At 71.1% G+C, this 24,118-nt stretch carries 26 protein-coding genes; 14 read left to right on the top strand and 12 right to left on the bottom strand.

Going from position 1 to position 24,118, the window contains the following annotated elements; all coding sequences use genetic code 11:
- Positions 1 to 415 precede the first annotated feature (415 nt).
- On the top strand, positions 416 to 1,666 hold the full coding sequence (gene mshA / locus LN251_RS12600) for a D-inositol-3-phosphate glycosyltransferase (RefSeq protein WP_458246709.1): 1,251 nt from the start codon (positions 416 to 418) through the stop codon (positions 1,664 to 1,666).
- Positions 1,659 to 2,168: a YbjN domain-containing protein gene (locus LN251_RS12595; RefSeq protein WP_458244524.1), complete on the top strand. Its 510-nt coding sequence runs from the start codon at positions 1,659 to 1,661 to the stop codon at positions 2,166 to 2,168. Before mshA ends, LN251_RS12595 begins: the two co-directional genes overlap by 8 nt.
- A gap of 1 nt (position 2,169) precedes the next feature.
- On the opposite strand, the gene LN251_RS12590 is transcribed toward LN251_RS12595, so the two are convergent.
- Entirely contained in the window at positions 2,170 to 2,823 is a 654-nt protein-coding gene (locus LN251_RS12590; protein ID WP_458244523.1) for a methyltransferase domain-containing protein, read from the bottom strand.
- Positions 2,824 to 2,832: 9 nt separating this feature from the next.
- Positions 2,833 to 3,654 (bottom strand): AraC family transcriptional regulator, encoded by an 822-nt coding sequence (locus LN251_RS12585; protein WP_458244522.1) that lies wholly within the window; start codon positions 3,652 to 3,654, stop codon positions 2,833 to 2,835.
- 49 nt (positions 3,655 to 3,703) lie between these two features.
- On the opposite strand from LN251_RS12585, the gene LN251_RS12580 reads away from it, so the two are divergent.
- Positions 3,704 to 4,129: a DUF2000 family protein gene (locus LN251_RS12580; protein WP_458244521.1), complete on the top strand. Its 426-nt coding sequence runs from the start codon at positions 3,704 to 3,706 to the stop codon at positions 4,127 to 4,129.
- 874 nt (positions 4,130 to 5,003) lie between these two features.
- Here LN251_RS12580 and LN251_RS12575 read toward each other — a convergent pair.
- Entirely contained in the window at positions 5,004 to 6,272 is a 1,269-nt protein-coding gene (locus LN251_RS12575; protein WP_458244520.1) for an MDR family MFS transporter, read from the bottom strand.
- Between the two features lie 152 nt (positions 6,273 to 6,424).
- On the opposite strand from LN251_RS12575, the gene LN251_RS12570 reads away from it, so the two are divergent.
- The 3 genes from LN251_RS12570 (at position 6,425) to LN251_RS12560 (ending at position 8,713) form a co-directional block, all read left to right on the top strand.
- Positions 6,425 to 7,186 carry a phosphoglyceromutase gene (locus LN251_RS12570; protein ID WP_249835765.1) on the top strand — a complete coding sequence of 254 codons (762 nt, stop codon included), beginning with the start codon at positions 6,425 to 6,427 and terminating at the stop codon, positions 7,184 to 7,186.
- A gap of 319 nt (positions 7,187 to 7,505) precedes the next feature.
- Positions 7,506 to 8,231 carry a hypothetical protein gene (locus LN251_RS12565; protein WP_458244519.1) on the top strand — a complete coding sequence of 242 codons (726 nt, stop codon included), beginning with the start codon at positions 7,506 to 7,508 and terminating at the stop codon, positions 8,229 to 8,231.
- 74 nt (positions 8,232 to 8,305) lie between these two features.
- Complete coding sequence (locus LN251_RS12560; protein WP_458244518.1) at positions 8,306 to 8,713, top strand: NUDIX hydrolase; 408 nt, start codon at positions 8,306 to 8,308, stop codon at positions 8,711 to 8,713.
- A 70-nt stretch (positions 8,714 to 8,783) separates the two neighbouring features.
- Here the strand turns inward: LN251_RS12560 and LN251_RS12555 are convergent, their stop codons facing one another.
- The 5 genes from LN251_RS12555 to phoU form a co-directional block, all read right to left on the bottom strand.
- A complete protein-coding gene (locus tag LN251_RS12555; RefSeq protein WP_203237707.1) occupies positions 8,784 to 9,008 on the bottom strand; it encodes a hypothetical protein in 225 nt (74 codons plus the stop codon).
- Positions 9,009 to 9,052: 44 nt separating this feature from the next.
- Positions 9,053 to 9,202, bottom strand: a complete 150-nt coding sequence (locus LN251_RS12550) for a DUF6233 domain-containing protein (protein WP_458244517.1) — start codon at positions 9,200 to 9,202, stop codon at positions 9,053 to 9,055.
- A gap of 217 nt (positions 9,203 to 9,419) precedes the next feature.
- Positions 9,420 to 10,211, bottom strand: a complete 792-nt coding sequence (locus LN251_RS12545; RefSeq protein WP_458244516.1) for a glycosyltransferase family 2 protein — start codon at positions 10,209 to 10,211, stop codon at positions 9,420 to 9,422.
- A 122-nt stretch (positions 10,212 to 10,333) separates the two neighbouring features.
- Positions 10,334 to 10,486 carry a hypothetical protein gene (locus tag LN251_RS12540; protein ID WP_174267409.1) on the bottom strand — a complete coding sequence of 51 codons (153 nt, stop codon included), beginning with the start codon at positions 10,484 to 10,486 and terminating at the stop codon, positions 10,334 to 10,336.
- 151 nt (positions 10,487 to 10,637) lie between these two features.
- The gene (phoU, locus tag LN251_RS12535) at positions 10,638 to 11,339 is read right to left on the bottom strand and encodes a phosphate signaling complex protein PhoU (protein ID WP_458244515.1); all 702 of its coding nucleotides are present in this window, start codon (positions 11,337 to 11,339) and stop codon (positions 10,638 to 10,640) included.
- A gap of 227 nt (positions 11,340 to 11,566) precedes the next feature.
- On the opposite strand from phoU, the gene LN251_RS12530 reads away from it, so the two are divergent.
- Both LN251_RS12530 and LN251_RS12525 read left to right on the top strand, forming a co-directional pair.
- Positions 11,567 to 12,829 (top strand): sensor histidine kinase, encoded by a 1,263-nt coding sequence (locus LN251_RS12530; RefSeq protein WP_383677343.1) that lies wholly within the window; start codon positions 11,567 to 11,569, stop codon positions 12,827 to 12,829.
- Positions 12,826 to 13,506, top strand: coding sequence for a response regulator transcription factor (locus tag LN251_RS12525; RefSeq protein WP_015659563.1), 681 nt, complete (start codon positions 12,826 to 12,828; stop codon positions 13,504 to 13,506). Before LN251_RS12530 ends, LN251_RS12525 begins: the two co-directional genes overlap by 4 nt.
- A gap of 91 nt (positions 13,507 to 13,597) precedes the next feature.
- On the opposite strand, the gene LN251_RS12520 is transcribed toward LN251_RS12525, so the two are convergent.
- On the bottom strand, positions 13,598 to 14,254 hold the full coding sequence (locus LN251_RS12520; RefSeq protein ID WP_458244514.1) for a DUF461 domain-containing protein: 657 nt from the start codon (positions 14,252 to 14,254) through the stop codon (positions 13,598 to 13,600).
- 601 nt (positions 14,255 to 14,855) lie between these two features.
- Between LN251_RS12520 and LN251_RS12515 the strand changes: the two genes are divergently transcribed.
- The 6 genes from LN251_RS12515 to LN251_RS12490 all read left to right on the top strand — a co-directional run bounded on the left by LN251_RS12515 (position 14,856) and on the right by LN251_RS12490 (position 21,196).
- A complete protein-coding gene (locus LN251_RS12515) occupies positions 14,856 to 15,338 on the top strand; it encodes a CarD family transcriptional regulator (RefSeq protein ID WP_003953493.1) in 483 nt (160 codons plus the stop codon).
- Between the two features lie 273 nt (positions 15,339 to 15,611).
- Positions 15,612 to 16,361 carry a 2-C-methyl-D-erythritol 4-phosphate cytidylyltransferase gene (gene ispD / locus LN251_RS12510; protein ID WP_458244513.1) on the top strand — a complete coding sequence of 250 codons (750 nt, stop codon included), beginning with the start codon at positions 15,612 to 15,614 and terminating at the stop codon, positions 16,359 to 16,361.
- Positions 16,351 to 16,845, top strand: a complete 495-nt coding sequence (ispF, locus tag LN251_RS12505) for a 2-C-methyl-D-erythritol 2,4-cyclodiphosphate synthase (protein ID WP_458244512.1) — start codon at positions 16,351 to 16,353, stop codon at positions 16,843 to 16,845. Before ispD ends, ispF begins: the two co-directional genes overlap by 11 nt.
- A gap of 144 nt (positions 16,846 to 16,989) precedes the next feature.
- Positions 16,990 to 18,390 (top strand): cysteine--tRNA ligase, encoded by a 1,401-nt coding sequence (gene cysS, locus LN251_RS12500; protein ID WP_458244511.1) that lies wholly within the window; start codon positions 16,990 to 16,992, stop codon positions 18,388 to 18,390.
- 97 nt (positions 18,391 to 18,487) lie between these two features.
- Positions 18,488 to 19,429: a 23S rRNA (guanosine(2251)-2'-O)-methyltransferase RlmB gene (rlmB, locus tag LN251_RS12495; protein WP_458244510.1), complete on the top strand. Its 942-nt coding sequence runs from the start codon at positions 18,488 to 18,490 to the stop codon at positions 19,427 to 19,429.
- 117 nt (positions 19,430 to 19,546) lie between these two features.
- Complete coding sequence (locus tag LN251_RS12490) at positions 19,547 to 21,196, top strand: DoxX family membrane protein (RefSeq protein ID WP_458244509.1); 1,650 nt, start codon at positions 19,547 to 19,549, stop codon at positions 21,194 to 21,196.
- A 150-nt stretch (positions 21,197 to 21,346) separates the two neighbouring features.
- Here LN251_RS12490 and LN251_RS12485 read toward each other — a convergent pair whose 3' ends face one another.
- The 3 genes from LN251_RS12485 to LN251_RS12475 all read right to left on the bottom strand — a co-directional run bounded on the left by LN251_RS12485 (position 21,347) and on the right by LN251_RS12475 (position 24,006).
- Positions 21,347 to 22,078 carry a nucleotidyltransferase family protein gene (locus LN251_RS12485; protein ID WP_458244508.1) on the bottom strand — a complete coding sequence of 244 codons (732 nt, stop codon included), beginning with the start codon at positions 22,076 to 22,078 and terminating at the stop codon, positions 21,347 to 21,349.
- A 103-nt stretch (positions 22,079 to 22,181) separates the two neighbouring features.
- Positions 22,182 to 22,640 carry a hypothetical protein gene (locus LN251_RS12480; RefSeq protein WP_458244507.1) on the bottom strand — a complete coding sequence of 153 codons (459 nt, stop codon included), beginning with the start codon at positions 22,638 to 22,640 and terminating at the stop codon, positions 22,182 to 22,184.
- A 229-nt stretch (positions 22,641 to 22,869) separates the two neighbouring features.
- Positions 22,870 to 24,006, bottom strand: coding sequence for an ABC transporter ATP-binding protein (locus tag LN251_RS12475; protein ID WP_458244506.1), 1,137 nt, complete (start codon positions 24,004 to 24,006; stop codon positions 22,870 to 22,872).
- Positions 24,007 to 24,118 lie beyond the last annotated feature (112 nt).

The following is a 24,118-nucleotide window of genomic DNA, read 5'->3' as shown; positions in this document are numbered from 1 at the left end:
GGGGTGCCCGCCCGCAGTGTCGGGCGTCCAACACCGTCCACATCCCACCCGACGGCACCGCCCGACCGAGGACGGACACCCCCCGGCACGGCCCCGACCCCCAACGCTCCCGCAGCCACCACCCGCCCCCCCTGTCACCCACCACCCGCCCCCCGTCACCCACCACCCGTCCCCTGTCACCCACCACCCGCCCCCCTGTCACCCACCACCCGCCCCATCCCGCATCGCCACGCACCGCACCCCCGAACAGTTGAGCGACACCCGGTAATGCTTCAGCAAAAACGTCACCCCCCGGAATGGGAACGCCTCCCTCCGCTGTTCACCCAGGTTGAAGGCCCCCGCCCGGCATGCCCGCAGCAAGGAGGAACGCCCAGTGAGCCGACTGAGGCTCCACCGCCGCCCACGCCGCGTAGCGATGCTCTCCGTGCACACCTCCCCGCTCCACCAGCCCGGCACCGGCGACGCGGGCGGCATGAACGTCTACATCGTCGAGCTGGCTCAACGCCTGGCCGCGATCAACATCGAGGTAGAGGTCTTCACGCGCGCCACCACGGCGACCCTGCCCCCCACGGTCGAGCTGTCCCCCGGCGTCCTGGTCCGCCACGTCGACGCCGGCCCCTACGAGGGCCTGGCCAAGGAGGACCTCCCCGCCCAGCTGTGCGCCTTCACGCACGGCGTCATGCAGGCATGGGCCGGCCACCGCCCCGGCTACTACGACCTCGTGCACTCCCACTACTGGCTCTCCGGCCACGTCGGCTGGCTCGCGGCCCAGCGCTGGGGCGTCCCCCTGGTCCACGCCATGCACACCATGGCCAAGGTCAAGAACGCCAACCTCGCCGACGGCGACACCCCCGAGCCCGCCGCCCGCGTGATCGGCGAGACCCAGATCGTCCACGCGGCGGACCGCCTGATCGCCAACACCTCCGAGGAGGCGGACGAACTCGTACGCCACTACGACGCCGCGCCCGCCAAGGTCGCGGTGGTCCACCCCGGCGTCAACCTCGACCGCTTCCGCCCCGCGGACGGCCGGGCGGCGGCCCGCGCCCGCCTGGACCTCCCGCAGGACGCCCTGATCCCCGTGTTCGCCGGCCGCATCCAGCCCCTCAAGGCGCCGGACATCCTCCTGCGCGCGGTGGCGGCGCTCCTCGACGACCGCCCCGACCTGCGCTCCCGCATCGTCGTCCCCATCGTCGGCGGCCCCAGCGGCAGCGGCCTCGCCAAGCCCGAGGGCCTGCAGAAACTCGCCGCCCGCCTCGGCATCGCGGACGTGGTCCGCTTCCGGCCGCCGGTGGACCAGGACCAGCTGGCCGACTGGTTCAGGGCGGCGTCCGTCCTCGTCATGCCGTCGTACAGCGAGTCCTTCGGCCTGGTGGCGATAGAGGCACAGGCGGCCGGCACACCCGTACTGGCCGCCGCGGTCGGCGGACTCCCGGTGGCCGTGCGCGACACGGAGACCGGCTTCCTCGTACGGGGTCACAACCCCGCCGACTACGCGCGCGTGCTCCGCGCCTTCGCCGACGACCCCGCGCTCACGCCCCGCATGGGCGCCGCGGCGGCCCGCCACGCCCAGTGCTTCGGCTGGGACACCGCGGCCGCCGCCACCGCGGACGTCTACACGGCCGCCATGCAGGCGCACCGCCGTCGCGTACGCTCCCACCATGGCTGACGGAGAGCAGGCGACACAGGCGGCCCAGATCGTCGAGACGGTCCTGAAGGACGCGGAACTGGAGTGGGAGAGCCCGGCCCCCGGCAACTACGTCGTCCAACTCCCGGGCACCCGCAAGCTCAAGACGACGGTGTCCCTCCTGGTCGGCCGCCACTCCCTCTCGCTGAACGCGTTCGTCATCCGCCACCCCGACGAGAACGAAGGCGCGTTCCACCGCTGGCTCCTGGAGCGCAACCTCAAGCTCTACGGCATCAGTTACGCCGTGGACCACCTCGGCGACGTCTACGTCACCGCCAAGCTCCCCCTGCCCTGCGTCACCCCCGACGAGATCGACCGCCTCCTCGGCCAGGTCCTGGAGGCGGCGGACGGCAGCTTCAACACCCTCCTGGAACTGGGCTTCGCGTCGGCCATCCGCAGGGAGTACGAGTGGCGCGTCTCCCGCGGCGAGTCGACCCGCAACCTGGACGCCTTCACCCACCTGACCGAACGCCCCACGGACTGACTCACCCCCTCGACACGCGCCGCAGCACGTCGTACCCCACGAAGCTGAACATGCGCTGCCCGCCGACCAGTTCGCCGGGCGCCCCGCCGTACCGATGTGCCCCGACGGCCTGCACGCGGTCCGGTTCCGACACCCACAGCCGCTCGAAGCCGCGCTGCTCGAGCCAGGCGCACACCTGCGGGACGAGGTCGGGGGCCTTGCGGTTGCGGGTCCACACCACCGTGCCGCCGGTCCGGCACAGCCGGGTGCAGTGGTCGAGGACCCGCTCGACGTCGGCGTCCGTCAGGTTGCCGAGGACCCCGCACAGCAGCACCAGGTCGGCGGGCGCCAGATCCAGGTAGTGGTCGGTGGAGGAGGCGTCCCCGGCGACGACCTCGATCCCGTGGAGCCCGGCGGCGGCCGCCGCACCCCGGGCCGCCTCGACGTTCCGCTCGTCCAGTTCGACCAGCCGTGCCCGTACGTCGCCCCGGCGCGGGTGTCCGGTGAGCCCGCCGATCAGATCGTGTCCCTGGCCGGCGCAGACACTGAGCACGGTGACCGGTCCTCGCGGCGCGCGGTCGAGGGCCTCACGGATACGGTCCTGCACCGTCGCCAGCCGCTGGACGAGCGGGGAGTCCGCCCGGTCGTACGTCTCGTGCCACGTGTGCCAGTCCATGCCGGGACCCTATGACCCGGAGCGATCCGCTCGCCGTCCCTTTTTCGCCGCGTACCGCCCCGGCGTCACCCCCACCAGTTTCCGGAAGTGGCGGGTGAGGTGGGACTGGTCGAAGAAGCCGGTCGCCGAGGCCACCTCGCCCGGGGGGCGGCCGTCGAGGAGGAGGCGGCGGGCGCGGTCGACGCGGCGGGAGTTGAGGTACTGGTGCGGGGCGATGCCGTAGGCGGTGGAGAAGGCCCGTACGAGGTGGGCGGGGTGGGCGTGGAGCAGGGCGGCGGCGTCGTCCAGGGTGAGCCCGGCGACGACGTGTTCGTCGAGGAGTTCGCGCAGTCGGCGGGCGAGGGCGGGGTCGGGGCGCGGGCCGTCCGGGAGCAGGCGGGGCCGCAGGTGGGCGCACAGCCGCTCGCCGATGAAGGTGAGCCGGCTCTCCGCCTCCAGTTCGTCGCCGGGGTGCGTCAGGGCGCCGTGGAGTTGGCCGACGCGGTGGCGCAGCTCCGGGTCGCGCAGGTCCGGCCGGTCGACGGCGGGGCCGATCAGGCCGTCGGGCAGGTGGGTGGCGTCGAGGTACAGGACGCGTTTGCGGAAGCCGTGCGGGGTGGCGGGGGAGCCGTTGTGCGGGACGTGCGGCGGGAGCAGGGTGACCGTGTCGTGCGGGGTGCCGTGCTCGTGCCGGTCGAGGTCGTACCGTACGGCCCCGTCGTCCACGATGAGCAGCGTCCACGCGTCGTGGACGTGCATCGGGTAGGCGTACTCGGTGAAGTGCGCGTGGAAGACCTCCACGACGCCCGGCACGGTCGGGCGCCACGCGGAGACTTCCTGCGCGGTGGCCATGCAAAGAACGTACAAGACGAGGTCGCGGGGCGGTCGGCAGTCTCGTTCCATGAGCAGCGAACCCATCCGTTTCGACACCAAGATCGCCGTCCTGCTGCGGGAGGACCTGGAGCCCTGGCAGCGTCTGAACGTCACCGCCTTCCTGGTCAGCGGCCTGGGCACCCAGGTCCCGGAAGTGGTCGGCGAGCCCTACGAGGACGCGGACGGCGTCCCGTACCTGCCGATGTTCCGCCAGCCCGTGATGATCTTCGAGGGCGCGAAGGAGACGCTGACCGCGGCGCACGCGCGCGTGCTGTCCCGGGCGCTCCCGCGCGCGCTCTTCACCTCCGACCTGTTCGCCACGGGCAACGACCGCGACAACCGGGCGGCGGTACGGGCCGTGGGGACCGGGGAGCTGGACCTGGTGGGGCTGGCGGTGTACGGGCCGAGGAACGCGGTGGACAAGGTGGTGAAGGGCGCACGGATGCACCCGTGACGGCGCCCGAACCACCGGCCCGAACTCGCGCCCGAACCACCGGCCCGAACTCGCGCCCGAACCACCGGCCCGAATCCGCGCCCGAACCACCGGCCCGAACCCGCGCCGAACCGGCGCTCGAACCCGCGCCGAACCGGATCCCGAACCCGCGCCGAACCGGATCCCGAATCCGCGCCCGAACGCCCGCCCGAACCCTCCGCCCCGAACCCGCGACCGAATCTGCACAGCGAACACGCAACCGCGCACCGGGCGGCTCCGATTGGGGCGGAGTTGTCCGGTTCGGCGCGACAGCCGCAACGCCTGTCGGCCCTCTGAGCGGGCGCGCCTGTAGAGAACCCGGCACCAAGTCGTGTGCAGACCCACACGGTTCGGTCGCCCGCACCCCCAACTGCCCTTCCTGCAGCGGGTACGGACTGGATGCCCGGCACCCGGCGTGGTTTGATCCTGCGCACCGCGGCATGCCCGTCTGTACCCCCAGCGGGGCCGCCTCCCCCATGTGGACCATCCATGCGAAGGGCAGTTTCCCCATGAACTCCGCTCCCCAGGTGCAGACCGCCGAGATCTCCGACGCCGACCTCGACAACGTCTCCGGTGGCCTGAGCCCCCAGGGCCGCCGTCACCGCCGGCTCCACGACGCTCGGCACCGCGGCCGTGCTGTCCGAGGTCGACTCGGTCAAGGCGACCGCCCTCGGTGTCGCCGGCGGCGCCCTCGGCGCGCTGCCGCAGCACGTCGGCGTGGACGTCTGCCTCTGACGAACGCGCGCGTCGCGATCCGCGAACGCCCACAGCACCGAGCCCCCTACCGGCGGAGAAGGCGGTAGGGGGCTCGTCGCGTGCGTCCGCGTCCGCGTGTGTCCGCGTGCGTCCGTGTCGGTCAGCCGGCGGCGACCTCGGCGGTGCCGGTCACGGCCCGCTCCGCCGCCAGCACTGTCTCCGCTCCCTCTTCCGGCATACGGCGCATCAGCACGCCGTACCCCACGGCGGCCAGCGTGCCGACGACGGCGCACAGCCCCCACAGCCATCCGGCGCCGAAGTGGTCGATGACCACGCCGGACATCAGGGGCGCGATGAGCGCGGCGAGTGACCAGGACAGGGTGTAGACGCCCTGGTAGCGGCCGCGGCCGTGGACGGGGGAGAGGCGGACGACGAGGCCCGTCTGGGTCGGCGCGTTGATCATCTCGCCGAGCGTCCACACGCACACGGTCAGGGCGAAGAGCCCGACCGACCCGGCGAATGCGGTGAGTCCGAAGCCGTAGCCGGCGAGGACGGAGGAGACGACGAGCAGCCGCCGGGGGTCCCGGTCGGCGATGAACCGCGTCAGGGGGATCTGCAGGGCGACGATCAGGATGCCGTTGACGGCGATGGCGAATCCGTAGTCGGCGGGCGTGAACCCGGCCGCGCCCATCGCGACGGGCAAGCCGACCGAGCCCTGCTGGAAGACGAGGGCGACGAGGAAGGACAGGCCGACGACGCCCATGTACCGCCCGTCGCGCAGGACGGTCCCGAGGCCGATCCCCGCCTCCGCCTCTCGCTGCTTCGCCGTCCGCTCGGGCCGCGACTCGGGCAGCTTCAGGAACACGACGACCGCGCAGACGGCGGTCATGCCCGCCTCGATCAGGAAACCGGCGACGTAGCTGAACTCGGCGATGAACCCGGCGGCCATGGAGGAGACGGCGAAGCCGAGGTTGATGGCCCAGTAGTTGAGCGAGAAGGCCCGTACGCGGTCCTCGGGGCGGACGATGTCGGCCATCATCGCCTGCACGGCCGGCCGGGAGGCGTTGGAGGCCATGCCGACGAGGAAGGCGACCGCGGCGATCGCGACGGGGTCGTGCACGAAGCCGAGCAGGGCCACGCACGCCGCGGTGGAGGACTGCGCGATCAGCAGCGTGGGCCGCCTGCCCAGCCGGTCGGCCATCACCCCGCCGCCCAGCGAGGAGACGACCCCGCCGAGCCCGTGCAGCGACGCGACGAGACCGGCGTAGGAGGCGGAGTAGCCGCGGTCCAGGGTGAGGTAGAGCGCCATGAAGGTCGCGACGAAGGCGCCGAGCCGGTTGACGAGGGTGCTCGTCCACAGCCACCAGAACTCGCGGGGGAGTCCGGAGACGGTCTCCCGGGCAGCACGTCTCAGACTGGCGACGGACATGACGGATCCCCCACAGATGTAAGCGGCTCAGGCGGCAGGCACAACTTACGGACAGGGGGTCGCCGCGGGCCACTCAATTAACAGATGCCGTCAACTGTCCGGCCTTCGGGCAGCCACGCGGCGGGACGAACCCGTGGATTACGCTCTGACCCATGGCCGACGCACCGTACAAGCTGATCCTCCTCCGCCACGGCGAGAGCGAGTGGAACGCGAAGAACCTGTTCACCGGCTGGGTGGACGTCAATCTGAACGAGAAGGGCGAGAAGGAGGCAGTCCGCGGTGGCGAGCTTCTGAAGGACGCCGATCTTCTCCCCGACGTGGTCCACACGTCCCTCCAGAAGCGCGCGATCCGCACGGCGCAGCTCGCCCTCGAGGCCGCCGACCGCCACTGGATCCCGGTCCAGCGCAGCTGGCGCCTGAACGAGCGCCACTACGGCGCCCTCCAGGGCAAGGACAAGGCGCAGACCCTCGCGGAGTTCGGCGAGGAGCAGTTCATGCTGTGGCGCCGTTCCTACGACACCCCGCCGCCGCCGCTCGAGGACGGCGCGGAGTGGTCCCAGTCCGACGACGCGCGCTACGCGACGATCCCGCCGGAGCTGCGCCCCCGCACGGAGTGCCTGAAGGACGTCGTCATCCGCATGCTGCCGTACTGGTACGACGGCATCGTCCCCGACCTCCTGGCCGGCCGCACGGTCCTGGTCGCCGCCCACGGCAACAGCCTGCGCGCCCTGGTCAAGCACCTGGACGGCATCTCGGACGCCGACATCGCGGGCCTGAACATCCCGACGGGCATCCCCCTGTACTACGAACTCGACGCCGACTTCAAGCCGCTCACCAAGGGCGGCAAGTACCTCGACCCGGAGGCGGCCGCGGCAGCGATCGAGGCGGTCAAGAACCAGGGCAAGAAGAAGTAACCCGTACCGATCAAGCCCCCTGTCCGCGGTTCCCCCGCCGGACGGGGGGCTTGTCGCTGCCCGAGGTTCGTGACCGGACGGTCCTCAGGACTTCAGGAGGTCCGGCTTCGGCTGTTCCCTCGGGCGCCGGCATCGAGGAGGGCGACGGCTGCCGCGGTGTCCTCCTGTGACATCCCGTCGAGAATCACGATGGGCACCTGCGCCGCCAGAACTCGGGCGCGCTCGGCAGCGCTCTTCCTTCGTGGAAAACCTTGGTGCCGAATCACTCGGCACCGTTATCGTCAGCCTCTTTGCACTCGCCGTCCTTGGGGGGACATCCATGCACGTCGGCAAGCTGTGGCCGATATCGGCAGTCGGTCCTGTGGTGGCCGTGGTCCTGATGGCTTCCGGATGTTCCGCAGGGGGAGGTGCGACACCGGACTCGGCGGGACAGCGGGCGACCGCATCGGGCAAGGCCGCCGCGGCACCCATGACGCGGGCACAGTTGCGGGCGCTCACTTTCAAGGACGGCGAGGTCCCGGGGGTCGATAAGGGCGGCCTTTCCGTGCAGGACCCTCAGTCGAAGCAGGAGCGGCCTTCCTTCCCGCCTGTGTCCGATCCCCACTGCCAGACCATGCTCGACATCCGCGACGGGGAGCGTGCGTCCGCCGTCGTCTATCAGGTCTTCAACTGGAAAGGTGACATCTGGGGCGGCGACTCGACGCTTGCCGCCTACGGCGACGGGAAGGCCGCGCAAGCCTTCCGTCAGCTCAAGCAGGCGCTTGACGACTGCCGCTCGTACGAGGGCACAGGCTGGGTGGGCAAGTTCAAGGCCACGCTGACGATGGAGCAGGCACCGGACGTCGGGGACGAAGCCGTGCGGTTCCGGGAGACCGTCCCCATGCACATGAAGCAGCCGGGGATCCGCAACGAGCAATTCACCGTGGTGCGGGTGGGCAACACCATCGTGACGTTCCAGAAGCTGAACGTCGGCGGCAAGGCGTCCTTTCCCGCCGATCTGGTGACCCGACAGGTAGCACGCTTGCAGAAGGCGCAACGCCTCTGAGAACAGCTCAAGGCGCAGCTCGGTTTCTTGAACCCGTCTGCGCGAATCGGCGGCCTTCGCTACCGTCCTGAGTCATGGCGGAACGCGGCCGTGTGCCCGAGAAGGTGGCGTGGGTTCTCGTCCGGGACGGGCGGGTGTTGGTGACGCGTAGTCGCGGCAGGGATCTCTTCTACTTCCCCGGTGGTCACCGTGAGCCGGGTGAGTCCGACGCCGAGACGCTGGTGCGGGAGATCGACGAGGAACTGCGGGCGGCGATCGATCCCGGCTCCATGGTGCACTTCGGCACCTTCGAGATCGGCGAGGGCCATCCTGAGCACGGTCCCTTCCGGATGATCTGCTACGCCGCCGATCACCGCGGTGAGCTCACTCCGTCGCGGGAGATCGCCGAGAAGGCGTGGTTCGCCTACGCCGACAGGAGCCGGGTCTCGGCCGTCGACATGATGGTCTTCGACGCGCTGCACGAGGCCGGCCGGCTTCCCTGAACCGGCCGACGAAGGAGGAGGACGTAGACGAAGGATGAGGACCCCGGCCCACGCCAGGTGTGTCGTTTCCTCAGGTGCCGCTCTCCGGCCCCCACCGCTCCGGACCCACCCCCCGCCAGTCGATCCACGGTGAGTCCGCGACCTCCGAGGGGTCGATCTCCAGGCCGGCGCGGCGGAGGAACTCGGCGACGTCGACGACGTTGTGGGCCAGGCCGAGGATCTCGCCGTCCACGCGTACGCGCCGGCCGCCCGTGGGCGAGGGCGGGTGCACGATCACGCGTATGGGTCCGGTCATGCCCTCAGGATCGTCCGGGACATACGGTCCCGCATTCCGGTACGTCATTCGACGACTCCCAGCTCGGTGTCCGGACGGCAGAAGGCGCACGCCGCGATGTCGGGCTCGGCGAGGGCGGCGCGGGCCTCTCGGCCCCGTATCGGGTTGGCCAGGAGCGCCCGCAGCCGTGGCGCATCAGGAGGCGGCACGGACACAGCCCGCACCTTCAGCGACCGCACCTTCAGCGACCGCACTCTCAGCGACCGCACTCTCAGCGACCACGCCGAGCGCGCCGACCACGACGGAGCCGCTCACCTCACGTCCCGTCCGTCCGGCCCGGGCCGATGGTGGGCGGTGTTCCAATCCTGCTGTGCCTCGGCGGCCGGGTCGGCGGGAAACGATCGCATGCCTGAATTCAAGCACGTGTTCGATTTACGCGTCCATCGACGGCCGTCCGGTGCCCGCCCAGTCCCGCAGCGCGCGGGCGTGTTCGCGGATCAGCGACATGCGGGCCTGCCATTCCGGGCCGGCGATGTGGTGCGGGTGCGCGGTGATCTGGGCGCCGTGCTTGCGGTAGAGCAGGCCCGTCTCGTCGTGGAACCACCCGTCCGCCAGGGCGTCGAGTCCTAGAAGGAGACCGGTGTCGCCGGACGCCGGCAGGGCCATCCATCCGCCCAGGAGCGCGAGCAGCGCACGCCGGACACAGAGCGTGGCGGGGTGGACGCGCGGCCGGTGGTGCTCGTCCCAGAAGGGGAAGGCGCTGCCCCGGGGGAGCAGGCCGGGCGGCGGGTCGCTGAGTTCGAAGGAGACGGTGCTGCCGTCCTCGAGGAGGTCGCTGACGCGCGAGGTGGTCCAGCCGATCTCCGGCCGCTCCTCCAGTACGGCGATGTCGCGGGCGAGGACTCCCTCGGTCAGCTCGTCGTCGGCGTCGAGGTTCTTGACGTACCGGCCGGTTGACCGTGCGAAGGCCAGGGTGCGCGCCACATGCGGGCCGCCGTGGCGGGCCGTGGAGATCCGCACGCGCGGGTCGTCGTCGGGGAGGTGGGCGGCGGCGTCCACGCCGGGCCCGTCCTCCTGCACGCACCACTCCCACGACCAGCCGTCGGGCAACCGCTGGGTGCGCAAGGAGGCGTACGCGGCCGGGAGGAACCGTACGGCCTCGCCGTGCACCGGCGTGACGACCGAGACGACCTCATGGTGGACGGGGGTGTGGGTGACGGTCATCCGCTCCGGCGCTCCCGAGACGTGTCGTGGATCAACTCGCCGCCGAGCCTATTACCGCCCTGCGCACCGCCACGGACGAAGGGCCCCGGTGCGCTCACCGGGGCCCTTCGCTCACATGGGACTCAACCGCACTGACAGGGATTGCCGGACTGGCACCCGCAGCCGCAGCCCGAGCCGCAACCGCACGCGCCGAAGAGCGGGAGGCTCTTGGTCTCGGCGGGCCGGTCCGTCTCGCGCTCCTGCGTCGGGTCGGGCGTGGTGGGGGCTTCGGCCATGGGTCCTCCTGGAGGCCTAGAGGCTGGTGCCTGTGCCCATTGCATGCCCGCTGTGCTGGGCGCATCAACGGCGCACGGTGGCGTCCGCACGCCCTGGCGTCACCCGGTCACGCCCCTCGGCCGTGCCGTCCGCACGCCCTGGCGGGTGCGGTCACGCCCCCTCGGCGCCCGCCACCTGCTGGATCTCCGGCTGGATGTCGGTCTGCAGCACGTCCGCGTGCTCACCGGTCACCAGGAACACCACGCGCTTGGCGACGGCCACCGCGTGGTCGGCGAACCGCTCGTAGTAGCGGCCGAGGAGGGTGACGTCCACCGCGGTCTCGATGCCGTGCCTCCAGCGGTCGTCCAGCAGGTGCTGGAAGAGCGTGCGGTGCAGCAGGTCCATCTCGTCGTCGTCCTGCTCCAGCTGCATCGCCAGATCGACGTCCTTGGTGATGATGACCTCGGCCGCCTTCGCCATGAGGCGCTGGGCGAGCTGGCCCATCTCCAGGATGGTCGCGTGCAGGTCGTGCGGGATCGCCCGCTCCGGGAAGCGCAGCCGCGCGAGCTTCGCGACGTGCTGGGCGAGGTCGCCCGAGCGCTCCAGGTCGGCCGACATGCGCAGCGACGTGACGACGATCCGCAGGTCGGTGGCGACCGGCTGCTGGCGGGCGAGCAGGGCTATGGCCCTGGCCTCCAGGTCGTGCTGGAGCTCGTCGACCTTCTGGTCGCCTTCGATGACGGCCTCGGCGAGCTTCAGGTCGGAGTCGAGGATCGCGGTCGTGGCGCGCCCGATCGCCGACCCGACCAGTCGGGCCATCTCCACCAGACCGTCGCCGATCGAATCAAGTTCCTCGTGGTACGCGTCCCGCATCAGGGGTCCCTCTCTTACGTACGTGTGCCTCGGGGCTTCGGGGATCAGAAACCAGCCGCCGAACCGCTGCTGTGAACCCCACGCTCCCACGATCCGGCCGGAACGCGTCGGATTCCGTCATCCCAAATGAACCATCCCTGGCTCCAAGGTGAACTCTGGGCGACGAGTGTCCGAGCTCGCACGTCGACGGCTGTGGCGATGTCGTACCGCCTGCTTAACCTGTTTGCATGGACGTGAACGCGGCGGTCGCCGCAGCGGCAGCGATCGCCGGGGTGCTCACCGGTGTCATCGCCATGCTGGCGTTCCGCTGGAGCGAGCGGGAGCAGAAGCGCCCCACGCGCACCTCCTTGCACACCGACCCGGTGCTTCCCCCGGGGGTGGACACCGTTCTGTCCGTGCTCCGGTCGTCGGCCGTCGTCCTGGACGAGGCCGACGCCGTCGTCAAGGCCAGCTCCGCGGCGTACGCCCTGGGACTGGTCCGCGGTGGCCGGCTCTCGGTCGAGCCGATGCTGCAGATGGCGCGGGACACCCGGCGGGACGGGGAGATACGCCAGGTCGAGCTCGACCTGCCGCGCCGCGGGACCGGTCGGGGCGAGGCCCTCGCCGTCTCCGCCCGCGTGGCGCCGCTGGGCTCCCGGCTGGTGCTGCTGCTGGTGGAGGACCTCACCGAGGCCCGCAGGATCGAGGCGGTACGGCGCGACTTCGTCGCCAACGTCAGCCATGAGCTCAAGACCCCCGTCGGCGCGCTCTCCCTGCTGTCCGAAGCCGTCATGGACGCCTCCGACGACCCGGAGGCCGTCGAGCGTTTCGCCGGACGCATGCAGATAGAGGCGACGCGACTGACCAACCTGGTGCAGGAGCTCATCGACCTCTCCCGGGTGCAGAACGACGACCCGCTGGAGGACGCCGAGCCCGTCCGGGTCGACGAACTGGTCGCCGAGGCCATCGACCGCTGCCGCCACCAGGCCGGCGCCAAGCAGATCACCATGGCCGCCGGCGGCACCGCCGACCTGCATGTCTGGGGCAACCGCGGCCAGCTCGCCGCGGCCCTCGGCAACCTCGTCGAGAACGCCGTGAACTACTCCCCGGCCCGGACCCGGGTGGGCATAGCCGCCCGCAGGGTGACCGCGCCCGGCGGAGACCTGATCGAGGTCGCCGTGACCGACCAGGGCATCGGGATATCCGACAAGGACAAGGAGCGCATCTTCGAGCGCTTCTACCGCGTCGACCCGGCCCGCTCCCGTGCCACCGGTGGTACGGGCCTCGGTCTGGCGATCGTCAAGCACGTGGCCGCCTCGCACGGCGGGGAGGTCACGGTGTGGAGCGCCGAGAACCAGGGCTCCACGTTCACCCTCAGGCTGCCGGAGGCGGGTGCGGCCCGTGACCGCGCCCAGCAGCATCCCTACCTCGACGGTCTCGACGAAGAGACCGGCGAACCCACCGAGTCATCCCCGTACGAACCGCTTCCCGCCCCGGAGGTCCTTCCGTGACCCGAGTGCTCGTCGTCGAGGACGAGGAGTCCTTCTCCGACGCCCTGTCCTACATGCTCCGCAAGGAGGGCTTCGAGGTCGCCGTCGCGACCACCGGGCCCGACGGACTCGACGAGTTCGAGCGCAACGGCGCCGACCTCGTCCTCCTCGACCTGATGCTGCCCGGGCTGCCGGGTACCGAGGTGTGCCGCCAGCTGCGCGGCCGCTCGAACGTCCCGGTGATCATGGTGACCGCCAAGGACAGCGAGATCGACAAGGTCGTCGGCCTGGAGATAGGGGCCGACGACTACGTCACCAAGCCGTTCTCCTCGCGCGAGCTGGTGGCCCGCATCCGTGCCGTCCTGCGCCGCCGCGGCGAGCCGGAGGAGGTCACCCCGGCCGCCCTGGAGGCCGGCCCGGTCCGCATGGACGTCGACCGCCACGTGGTGACGGTCTCCGGCTCCAAGGTCGACCTTCCCCTGAAGGAGTTCGACCTGCTGGAGATGCTCCTGCGCAACGCCGGCCGCGTGCTGACCCGCATGCAGCTCATCGACCGCGTCTGGGGCGCCGACTACGTGGGCGACACCAAGACCCTCGACGTCCACGTCAAGCGGCTGCGCGCCAAGATCGAGCCGGACCCGGGCGCGCCCAGATACCTGGTGACGGTGCGCGGGCTGGGCTACAAGTTCGAGCCGTAGGCGGACCGCGGCCCGGCCGACGGGCCCCTGGACGACGGACAAGGGCGGGACCTCATGACGAGGTCCCGCCCTTGTGTGCGTTCGGGACCGCTCAGCCGGCCGACGCGCTCGCGGACGCCGAGCCGGTCGGGGTGGCCGAGGCAGGAGCCGAGGCCGGGGCCGAGTTGGACGGGCTCGGGGAGCCCGACGCGCCCTTCGTCGGCGTGGCGCTGGTGCTCGGGGCGGTCGTGGGGACGGTGCTCGGGCCCCACTTGGTGAAGTAGCTCTCGGCCGGGACGACGAAGCCGCGCAGGCTCACGTCACCGGTGGTGCTGAAGGTGAAGGTGATCTTCTGCGCGTTGCCGTCCTTGACGGCCTCGCGGCTGCTCGGCAGGGAGGCGGACGCGTTGCCCTGGCCACCGATCACGAGCGAGCCGTGCGCGGGGACGGTCAGCGGGCCGCTGCCCTTGGCCGGCTTGAGTTCGGCGGTCTTGCCGGTGCCGGGCAGGGTGATGGAGTCGAGGGTCTGGGCGGTCTTGCCGTTGTTGAAGACGGTCGCCGAGATCACGGCGGGACCCGTCGACTGGAGGTCGGGCTGGGTGATGATCAATGCGTTCTGGACCTGGATGTCGCCGACCTTGACGGCCGCGTTGTCCGGCTTGACCTGCAGGGTCTGGGCATCGGATCCGGCGCCGCACGCGGCGAGCGAGGCGATCGAGAACGCGATGGCGGCGGCGGCGAGTGCGCCGCGTCGAAGGCTGCTGCTCACGGCGGCGGCAACTCCTTGACTCGAACGTGGCGGCCGATAAAGCCGCCCTAAGTATCTGTCAGCGGCCATAGGTTACCGAGCCGTTCCCGAGCCGCCGCACCCGACCCTCCCTCAACGTGCGGGCTTCCCCCGGCAGGCGGGTGGCGCGGGGCCCGTCCACCATTCACATAAGCGCCCCAGTCATAGCCCGAGTCATAGTCCGAGCCGGGGCACGCAAATCTTCGGTGAAGGAATGCGGGGTCCTTCCCGAAATTGATCACGCGGGCCACAACCGGTCCCGTGGCCACCCCCGGTGATCAATTCCGGAATCGACGCGGAAGTGACACCCGGCACCGAACGGAGTAGCGAAAGTCGCACATCTGGAACCGGACATTTGAGGATGTTCAGGCACTCGTGAGGGCCTCCAGATGCGTGTAACGTACGGGTTTCACCTCCCCCGCAGAGCCCCTCCGACCTGCGAATACCTCCTTCCGCTCGGCCCGCGCAGCACGTTCCTGTTGCTGTTGTCAAGCCCCGAGATATGCCCTGACCTGCGAAAACGCCATTCAGAACCCGCCGTTTCCGTGTTACCCTGGATAGCCACGGAAGGGGTACCTGTCACATGACGTTCAAGGTTGGCGACACCGTGGTCTATCCCCATCACGGGGCCGCGCTGATCGAGGCCATCGAAACTCGCCAGATCAAAGGCGTGGACAAGACCTACTTGGTGCTGAAGGTCGCCCAGGGTGACCTGACGGTACGTGTGCCAGCGGACAATGCGGAGTTCGTCGGCGTACGTGATGTGGTCGGTCAGGACGGGCTGGACCGGGTCTTCGAGGTGCTGCGCGCGCCGTACGCCGAGGAGCCCACGAACTGGTCGCGTCGTTACAAGGCAAACCTGGAGAAGCTTGCCTCGGGTGATGTCATCAAGGTCGCGGAAGTCGTGCGTGACCTGTGGCGTCGCGAGCGTGAGCGCGGACTGTCCGCCGGTGAGAAGCGGATGCTCGCCAAGGCCCGCCAGATCCTGGTGAGCGAGCTCGCCCTCGCGGAGAACACCAACGAGGACAAGGCCGAGGCTCTGCTCGACGAGGTCCTCGCGTCCTGAACCACTGACGCAGGCGCAAGCCCGCTTCAGCACTCAGTACATCGAAATGCCGCGGTGCCCGATGACGTATTTCCGTCGCCGGGCGCTGCGGCATGTTCGTACCCAGGCGCGCCGTGCCGGTACGTCCTCTCGGGGTGTGCCCCCGATACTTGGTGTGCCGGGCCCGGGCAGCTGGCTCGACCAGGGTCACGGAAGGGTCTGGTCAAGGCGTCGCGCCCGGCACTTCCCAGGCCATACCCAACCAGGCCGAGCACACAAACCTGACAGGAACCGATGTCTGACGATTCGCGCCCTTCGCCCACGGAACCGCGTACCGCGGCCGTGATCCCGGCCGCCGGCCGAGGTGTACGCCTCGGCCCGGGCGCCCCCAAGGCGCTCCGCACGCTGGGCGGAACCCCCATGCTCGTCCACGCGGTGCGCGCGATGGCCGCCTCCCGCGCGGTGTCCCTGGTCGTCGTCGTGGCCCCGCCCGACGGCGCCCCCGAGGTCAAGTCGCTCCTCGACGCCCACGCCCTGCCGGAGCGGACGGACTTCCTGGTGGTCCCCGGCGGCGACTCCCGCCAGGAGTCGGTGCGGCTCGGCCTCGACGCCCTGCCCCCGGACTACGACATCGTCCTGGTCCACGACGCCGCGCGGCCCCTGGTTCCGGTCGACACGGTGGACGCGGTGATCGAGGCGGTACGGGCGGGAGCGCCGGCCGTCGTCCCCGCGCTGGCCCTCGCCGACACGGTCAAGGAGGTCGGGCCGGCCGAGCCGGGCGAGCCCGAGCCGGTGGTGGCCACCCCGTCGCGGGCCCGCCTGCGTGCCGTGCAGACGCCACAGGGCTTCGACCGGGCCACGCTGGTCCGGGCCCACGAGGAGGTCACCGAGGACGTCACCGACGACGCGAGCATGGTCGAACGGCTCGGCCTGGGTGTCGTGGTCGTCCCGGGCCATGAGGAGGCATTCAAGGTCACCCGCCCCCTCGACCTGGTCCTCGCCGAGGCGGTCCTGGCCCGCAGGAGGCTCAACGATGGCTTCTGAGCCGTACCCGCTGCCCCAGGTCGGCATCGGCACCGACATCCACGCCTTCGAGGAGGGCCGCGAGCTGTGGTGCGCCGGCCTGAAGTGGGAGGGCGAGGGGCCGGGGCTGGCCGGGCACTCCGACGCGGACGTCGTCGCGCACGCCGCCTGCAACGCGCTGTTCTCCGCCGCCGGACTCGGTGACCTGGGGCAGCACTTCGGCACCGGGCGCCCCGAGTGGTCCGGCGCGTCCGGCGTCACCCTGCTGACGGAGGCCGCCCGGATCGTGCGTGAGACCGGCTTCCGGATCGGGAACGTCGCCGTGCAGGTCGTCGGACCGCGGCCGAAGATCGGCAAGCGGCGCGACGAGGCGCAGAAGCTGCTGTCCGAGGCGGTCGGGGCGCCGGTGTCCGTCTCGGGCGCCACGACCGACGGCCTCGGATTCCCGGGACGCGACGAGGGCCTGATGGCCGTCGCCACGGCCCTCGTGGTGCGCGCGGGCTGACGGGAGGGCGGGGGCACCGGGACCGAGGCCGAGAAGGTGCCCCCTGCCGGCCGTGCCGGCCCGAAGCGACCCCCTGTGTCACGAATGCGGGCGGCCTGCACGGAAGGTCGCGAGGCACTGCCCGGCGCCCACTACCCTGGAGGCGTGACTATTCGCCTGTACGACACCAGCGCCCGGCAGATCCGTGACTTCACCCCGCTCACGCCGGGCTGCGTCTCGATCTACCTGTGTGGCGCCACCGTGCAGGCGGCTCCCCACATCGGGCACATCCGGTCGGGGCTCAACTTCGACATCATGCGCCGCTGGTTCGAGTACCGCGGCTACGACGTGACGTTCGTCAGGAACGTCACCGACATCGACGACAAGATCATCTCCAAGGCGGAGCAGCAGAACCGCCCCTGGTGGTCCATCGGTTACGAGAACGAGCGCGCCTTCACCGACGGCTACACCGTGCTCGGCTGCCTGCCGCCCACCTACGAGCCGCGGGCGACCGGCCACGTCACCGAGATGGTCGAGATGATGCGCGGGCTGATCGAGCGCGGCCACGCCTACGAGGCGGACGGCAGCGTCTACTTCGACGTGCGCTCCTGGCCCTCCTACCTGGAGCTGTCCCGGCAGGACCTGGACGAGATGCGCCAGCCCGCCGAGGAGGGCATCACCGGCAAGCGGGACCCGCGGGACTTCGCGATGTGGAAGGCGGCCAAGCCGGGCGAGCCCGACTGGGAGACGCCGTGGGGCCGCGGGCGTCCGGGCTGGCACCTGGAGTGCTCCGCCATGGCGCACAAGTACCTCGGCACCGCCTTCGACATCCACGGCGGCGGCCTGGACCTGATCTTCCCGCACCACGAGAACGAGATCGCCCAGGCCAAGGCGTTCGGCGACGACTTCGCGCAGTACTGGGTGCACAACGCCTGGGTGACCATGAGCGGCGAGAAGATGTCGAAGTCGCTCGGCAACTCGGTCCTCGTGAGCGAGATGGTCAAGCACTGGCGGCCGATCGTGCTGCGCTACTACCTCGGCACTCCGCACTACCGCTCCACCATCGAGTACAGCGAGGAGGCCCTGCGCGAGGCCGAGTCGGCGTTCGCGCGGATCGAGGGCTTCATCCAGCGGGTCGCGGAGAAGGCCGGGGGAGTCGTCGAGCCGTCGGCCGACGTCCCGCCCGCGTTCGCCGAGGCCATGGACGACGACCTGGGCGTGCCGCAGGCGCTCGCGGTGGTGCACACCACGGTCCGGCAGGGCAACTCCGCGCTGGCGGCCGACGACAAGGAGGCGGCCGTCGCCCGGCTCGCCGAGGTGCGCGCCATGCTCGGCGTCCTCGGCCTGGACCCGCTCGACCCGCACTGGGCGGGCGAGACCGACCGCGGCGAGGACCTGCACGGCGTCGTCGACAGCCTGGTCCGGATGGTCCTCGACCAGCGCGAGGCGGCCCGGGCCCGCAAGGACTGGGCCACCGCGGACGCGATTCGCGACCAGCTCAACCAGTCCGGGCTCGTCATCGAGGACGGCCCGCAGGGCCCCCGTTGGAACCTCGGGCCCCGCTGACACCGCCCCCGATCCGAAGATCGATTGTGCCGCCCGGCCCTCCGGGCGGCACACTGCATAGACGTACGTACACACTTCCGTAGAGAACAGGTAGGTCATGGCCACCAACAACCGCCGCATGTCCGGCAAGAAGGGCGCGCAGGTCGGCAGCGGCGGCCAGCGGCGCAAGGGCCTGGAGGGCAAGGGCCCGACCCCGCCCGCCGAGATGCGCAAGGGTCACAAGAAGAACCGCGTCGCCAACGCCAAGGCCAAGCAGTCGGTACGGCGTCCCGCACCCCGCGGGCGCGGCGGCAAGTCCGCCTCCGAGCTGGTCGTCGGCCGCAACCCGGTGGTCGAGGCGCTGCGCGAGGGCGTGCCGGCCTCCACCCTCTACGTCCAGCAGTTCATCGACAACGACGAGCGGGTGCGCGAGGCCCTCCAGCTCGCCGCCGAGCGCGGTGGCATCAACCTCATGGAGGCCCCCCGCCCCGAGCTCGACCGGATGACCAACGGCCTCAACCACCAGGGCCTGGTCCTGCAGGTCCCGCCGTACGAGTACGCCCACCCCGAGGACCTGGCCAACGCCGCGTACGACGAGGGGGAGGACCCCCTGATCGTCGCGCTCGACGGCGTGACCGACCCGCGCAACCTCGGCGCGGTCGTCCGCTCCGTCTCCGCCTTCGGCGGCCACGGCGTCGTCGTACCGGAGCGGCGTGCGGCCGGTATGACCGCCGGTGCCTGGAAGACGTCCGCCGGTACCGCGGCCCGGACGCCCGTCGCCCGTGCCACGAACCTCACCCGCGCCCTGGAGTCGTACAAGAAGGCGGGCATCGTGGTCGTCGGCCTCGCCGCCGACGGCGAGCACGAGATCGGCGCGCTGGAGGCTCTGCACGGGCCGGTCGTGATCGTGGTCGGCAGCGAGGGCAAGGGACTGTCCCGGCTGGTCGGCGAGACCTGCGACTACCGGGTGCGGATCCCGATGCCCGGTGGCGCCGAGTCGCTCAACGCCGGTGTGGCAGCGGGGATCGTGCTGTACGAGGCGGCGCGCCGACGCGGCTGAACACCCGTGCTCTTCCTCACCCGTGCGGGTCAATCTGGGCGTTCGGGACAAGCTTGACGGGGTCCGGACACATCCGGCGGGTCAAGGCAGTGTCCTAAACACACGTCACTCGGTTAGATGAGTGTGGACACCAGAACACCCCGCACACCCACGGGGGACCGCTCGTCGGGACTCGATTCCGGGTTCGACGACGCTCCCGCGCTGAGCATGGTGAAGGTGCCGAGCGATCCGGCGCAGGTCATCGTCAATCACGCCAGCTTCCGCGTGCAGCTCGGCGCGTCGACGCGCGCCCAAAACCCGCGGATCGCACGGCACTTGACCACCACCGACGAAACCGCCCGGGTCGCCGCCGTGGGCGTCGCGGCCGGGGCGGGGGCGAGTGCCGGCGGCCGCCGGCGGCCCGTCGTCTGGAGCGGCCGCTCCGCCCCCGACGACACCGGGGCCCACCGCCTGCTCCAGGCCGTGCGCAGCGGCAGCGTCCGGCACGGCGAGGACCCGTCCGCCGACGCCGGAGCCACCCAGGTCATCCCGCGCGTCCAGGTCGGCGGCGGCACCTACGGCGAGATCTACGACGGGCTGGACCAGACCGTCGAGACCCCCGTCGTCGGCCCCCAGCGCACCCACCACGACACCGGCGGCACCCGCCTGCTGCCCGACATGCGCCCCGTCGGCAGCGCCTACGACGAGGAACACGCCTACGGCGAGCGAGAGTTCGAGGACTTCGACGAGGCGGACGGACAGGACGGCGAGGACCGCCACGGCAGGCGCCACGGCGACGACCCGGCGCGGCACGCGTACTACCCCGGCCGCCGTATGAACCTCGGCGTCGTCCTGCTGCCCCTGCGGATCTTCCTCGGCTTCATCTCCATCTACGCCGGCATGGGCAAGCTCTGCGACCCCGTCTACTTCGACGGCGGCAAGCGCGGCTCCATGGTCAAGTGGCTCAACACCCTGCATCCCTGGGACGTCGCCGAGCCGCTGCGCCAGTTCGCGCTGCACCACCCCGTCGGCTCGGGCCTCGTGATCGCCTTCGCGCAGGTCCTCGTCGGCGTCCTCACGGTCCTGGGCTGCTGGCAACGGGTGGCCGCCGTCTTCGGCGCGCTGCTCTCCGCCGCGCTCATCGTCACCGTCAGCTGGAAGACCGTCCCCGCCTACGACGCCCCCGACATCATCTACCTCGCCGCCTGGTCCCCGCTGATCATCGCCGGCGCGCCCGTCTACTCCGTGGACGGCCGTCTCGCGGGCGGTGCCTGGCGGCGTCTCGGCCCCCGCTCCGACATCTGGGAGCTGCGCCTCTACGTGCTGCGCCGGGGCGCCCTGATCACGGCCGTCGTCACCGGCCTCACCCTGCTCACCGGGTCCCTGCTCGGTGGCGCGGTCCGCGACTCCGACCGCGTGGTCGTCCCCGGGCCCGGCGAGGCCCCGCGCAACGAACTGCCGGGCTCCCCGCTGCCGCAGGAGCCCGGTCGCCGGCACTCGCAGTCCCCGTCGGCGTCCCACGCGCCCACCCGGGGCGCCACCGCCGGTTCGACGCCCTCCTCGGGCGCGGCGACCACCCCGGGCGCGACCCGCGGCGCCACCACCGGCGCCCCGAGCCAGACCCAGGGCACCGCGGGCCAGGCCCCGCCGCAGCAGTCCTCCCCGGCCGGGGGCGCTCCCAGCACCACCTCCGGTCCCACCTCGGGCGGCTCCGGCTCGACGGGCGGCTCCGGCTCCGGAGGCACCTCCTCCGGCAAGCCGGGCCTGGTGGGCGGTCTGTTGGGGTAACCGAGCCGGTGGGCGGCATTCTGGGCGAGCCCACCGGCTGAGACGAGCGGCCCGAGCGACGAGAAGGGCCCCGCACGTGTGCGGGGCCCTTCTCGTCGGGTCGGTGACCCGGCTCGGCGTGGTGAGGCAGGGACGGGCGGCGAAGGGCGCTCAGCGTCCCAGGGCCGCCAGTTCCTTCGCGGCCTCGGTCAGGTCCTTCGCCGTGTCGATGGCGCGCCAGTAAGCGCCCTGGGGGATCGTGAAGCCGGCCAGCCGGCGCTCCCGGGCCAGCCGGGGGAAGGTCGTCCGCTCGTGGTCCCCGCGTTCGGGGAGCAGCCCGGCGAACTCCGAGGAGAACACGTACACACCCGCGTTGATCTCGAAGGTGGACGGCGGCGCCTCGATGAAGTCGGTGATGTGACCGAACCCGTCGGTCTTCACGGCGCCCCACGGAAGCCGCGGCCGGGCCAGCGCCAGCGTCGCGACGGCGTCCCGCTCGGTGTGGAAGTCGGCCATGTCCCGCAGGGAGAAGCGGGTCCAGATGTCGCCGTTGGTGGCGTACCAGGGCCGGTCGGGGTGGGGCAGATGGGCGGCCGCGTACTTCAGGCCGCCGCCGCGCCCGAGCGGCTCCGTCTCCACGACCGTCGTGACGCGCACGGGCAGGTCGGCGGACTTCAGCCAGTCCTGCAGGACCTCGGCGAGATGACCACAGCTGACGACGACGTCCGTCACACCTTCCTCGGCCAGCCAGACGAGCTGGTGGCCGATGATCGGCGTCCCCGTACCGGGGATCTCGACCATCGGCTTGGGCCGGTCGTCGGTGTAGGGGCGCAGCCGGGAACCCTGGCCTCCGGCCAGGATGACGGCTTGTGCGGGGCGGGAGGCGGCGGTCGGATGGGTCATGGACGGAACTGTACGACGCGTCCCGCGCGCCGCCGGACCCGGCGGCCCGTCCTTAATCAGCCGTTACCCTCCTCCGAACCGAACCGAAGGAGGGCCGGCCGCGTCAGCCCTGGGCGGCGACGACGCCCGAGGCGAAGGACGTGTCGCAGACCGGGCGGGCGTACGCCTGCGCCCGGGTGGGCCCGTAGACGCGCGCCGCGGCACGGCCCAGGGCGTGGGCGATGGAGACGCAGTGCTCGGCGAGCGAGGGGCGCTCGGCCACGGCCTGCTGGAGGTGGGTGAGGACCACGCCGGGGTTCTTGTCCTGCAGTTCGGTCAGGAGCCGGTCGCGCAGCACGTCCTGCGGGGCACGGTGGACCGCCGCGGCGCCGCTCTTGGCGTCGTCGATCGCGTCGGACGCGGTCAGCACCGAGTTGGATGGACTCCCCGTCCAGTTGACCCGGGTGACCGCGAGGGTCCCGGACAGCACCAGAAGGACGGGCAGGACGAGGGCGAGCGTGCGGCCGACCCGGCGGGCGGGGCCCTGACCGCGTCGCGTCTGTTGGTTAGTGGAGTGCTTCACGCGAGTGAGGGTAGCGCCCGGTAATGATTTGGCGACATTTAGTCACCGATTCGGGGGATGAAGTGGTGCCTCTTTTTGGGTACGGCGTTGACGTACACCACTCGAAATGACCGGTCTGCCGGGGTATTTGTCGACAACGGAAAGGGCCCCGCAGCAGGTCGCGGGGCCCTCTTCGTCAACCCGGGGGATTTCACCCCGGCCGGTGGTTTCGTACCGGCGTCTGCTGACGTCAGTCGGTCAGGCGCTCACCGGTGGAGGTCGAGAACACGTGGGTCTCACCCGGACGCGGGACCACGTGCAGCGTGGAGCCCTTCTCCGGAACCCGGCGGCCCTCGACACGGACGACCAGGTCCTTGGTCTGGCCGCCGACCTCGGCGGTGCCGTAGACGTAACCGTCGGCGCCGAGTTCCTCGACGACGTTCACGGAGACCGCGAGACCGGCGGGGGCGTCGGCGGTGTCCTTCGTGAGGGTCGCGGCGGCGCCGCCGCCCTCCTCGACGATGTCGAAGTGCTCGGGACGGACACCCACGGTGACGGTCTTGTCGCCCTTGTCGGAGGCGGCCTTCAGGGCGTCACGGTTGACCGGGACGACGCTGTTGCCGAACTTCACACCGCCGTCGGTGATCGGGACCTCGACCAGGTTCATGGCGGGGGAGCCGATGAAGCCGGCGACGAAGAGGTTGGCCGGGCGGTCGTACATGTTGCGCGGGGAGTCGACCTGCTGGAGCAGACCGTCCTTGAGCACGGCGACCCGGTCGCCCATCGTCATGGCCTCGACCTGGTCGTGGGTGACGTAGACGGTGGTGATGCCCAGGCGGCGCTGCAGCGAGGCGATCTGCGTACGGGTGGACACGCGGAGCTTGGCGTCGAGGTTCGACAGCGGCTCGTCCATGAGGAAGACCTGCGGCTCACGCACGATGGCGCGGCCCATGGCGACACGCTGGCGCTGACCGCCGGACAGGGCCTTCGGCTTGCGGTCCAGGTACTCGGTCAGGTCGAGGATCTTCGCGGCCTCTTCGACCTTCTTGCGGATCTCCGCCTTGTTCACGCCGGCGATCTTCAGGGCGAAGCCCATGTTGTCGGCGACGGTCATGTGCGGGTACAGCGCGTAGTTCTGGAACACCATGGCGATGTCCCGGTCCTTCGGCGGCAGGTGGGTGACGTCGCGCTCACCGATGCGGATGGCGCCGGCGTTGACGTCCTCGAGCCCCGCGAGCATCCGGAGCGAGGTGGACTTGCCGCAGCCGGACGGGCCGACGAGGACGAGGAACTCGCCGTCACCGACCTCGATCTCCAGACCGTCGACGGCGGGCTTCTCGGTGCCCGGGTAGATCCGGGTCGCCTTGTCGAACGTAACAGTGGCCATGGTGAATGGGCCCCCTTCTACCGGCAGGAACGTGCCGGACGATCCGTTGTAGGAAGGTGGTGGTGTAGTCCACGAGGGTGAACTGGCACAGGACGGTACCTGGCGTTCAGCC

The sequence above is a fragment of the Streptomyces sp. MAI_2237 genome (genome assembly GCF_054189285.1).
Note: the sequence above shows the minus strand (reverse complement) of the source record. Positions and strands in the feature narration are given on the sequence as shown.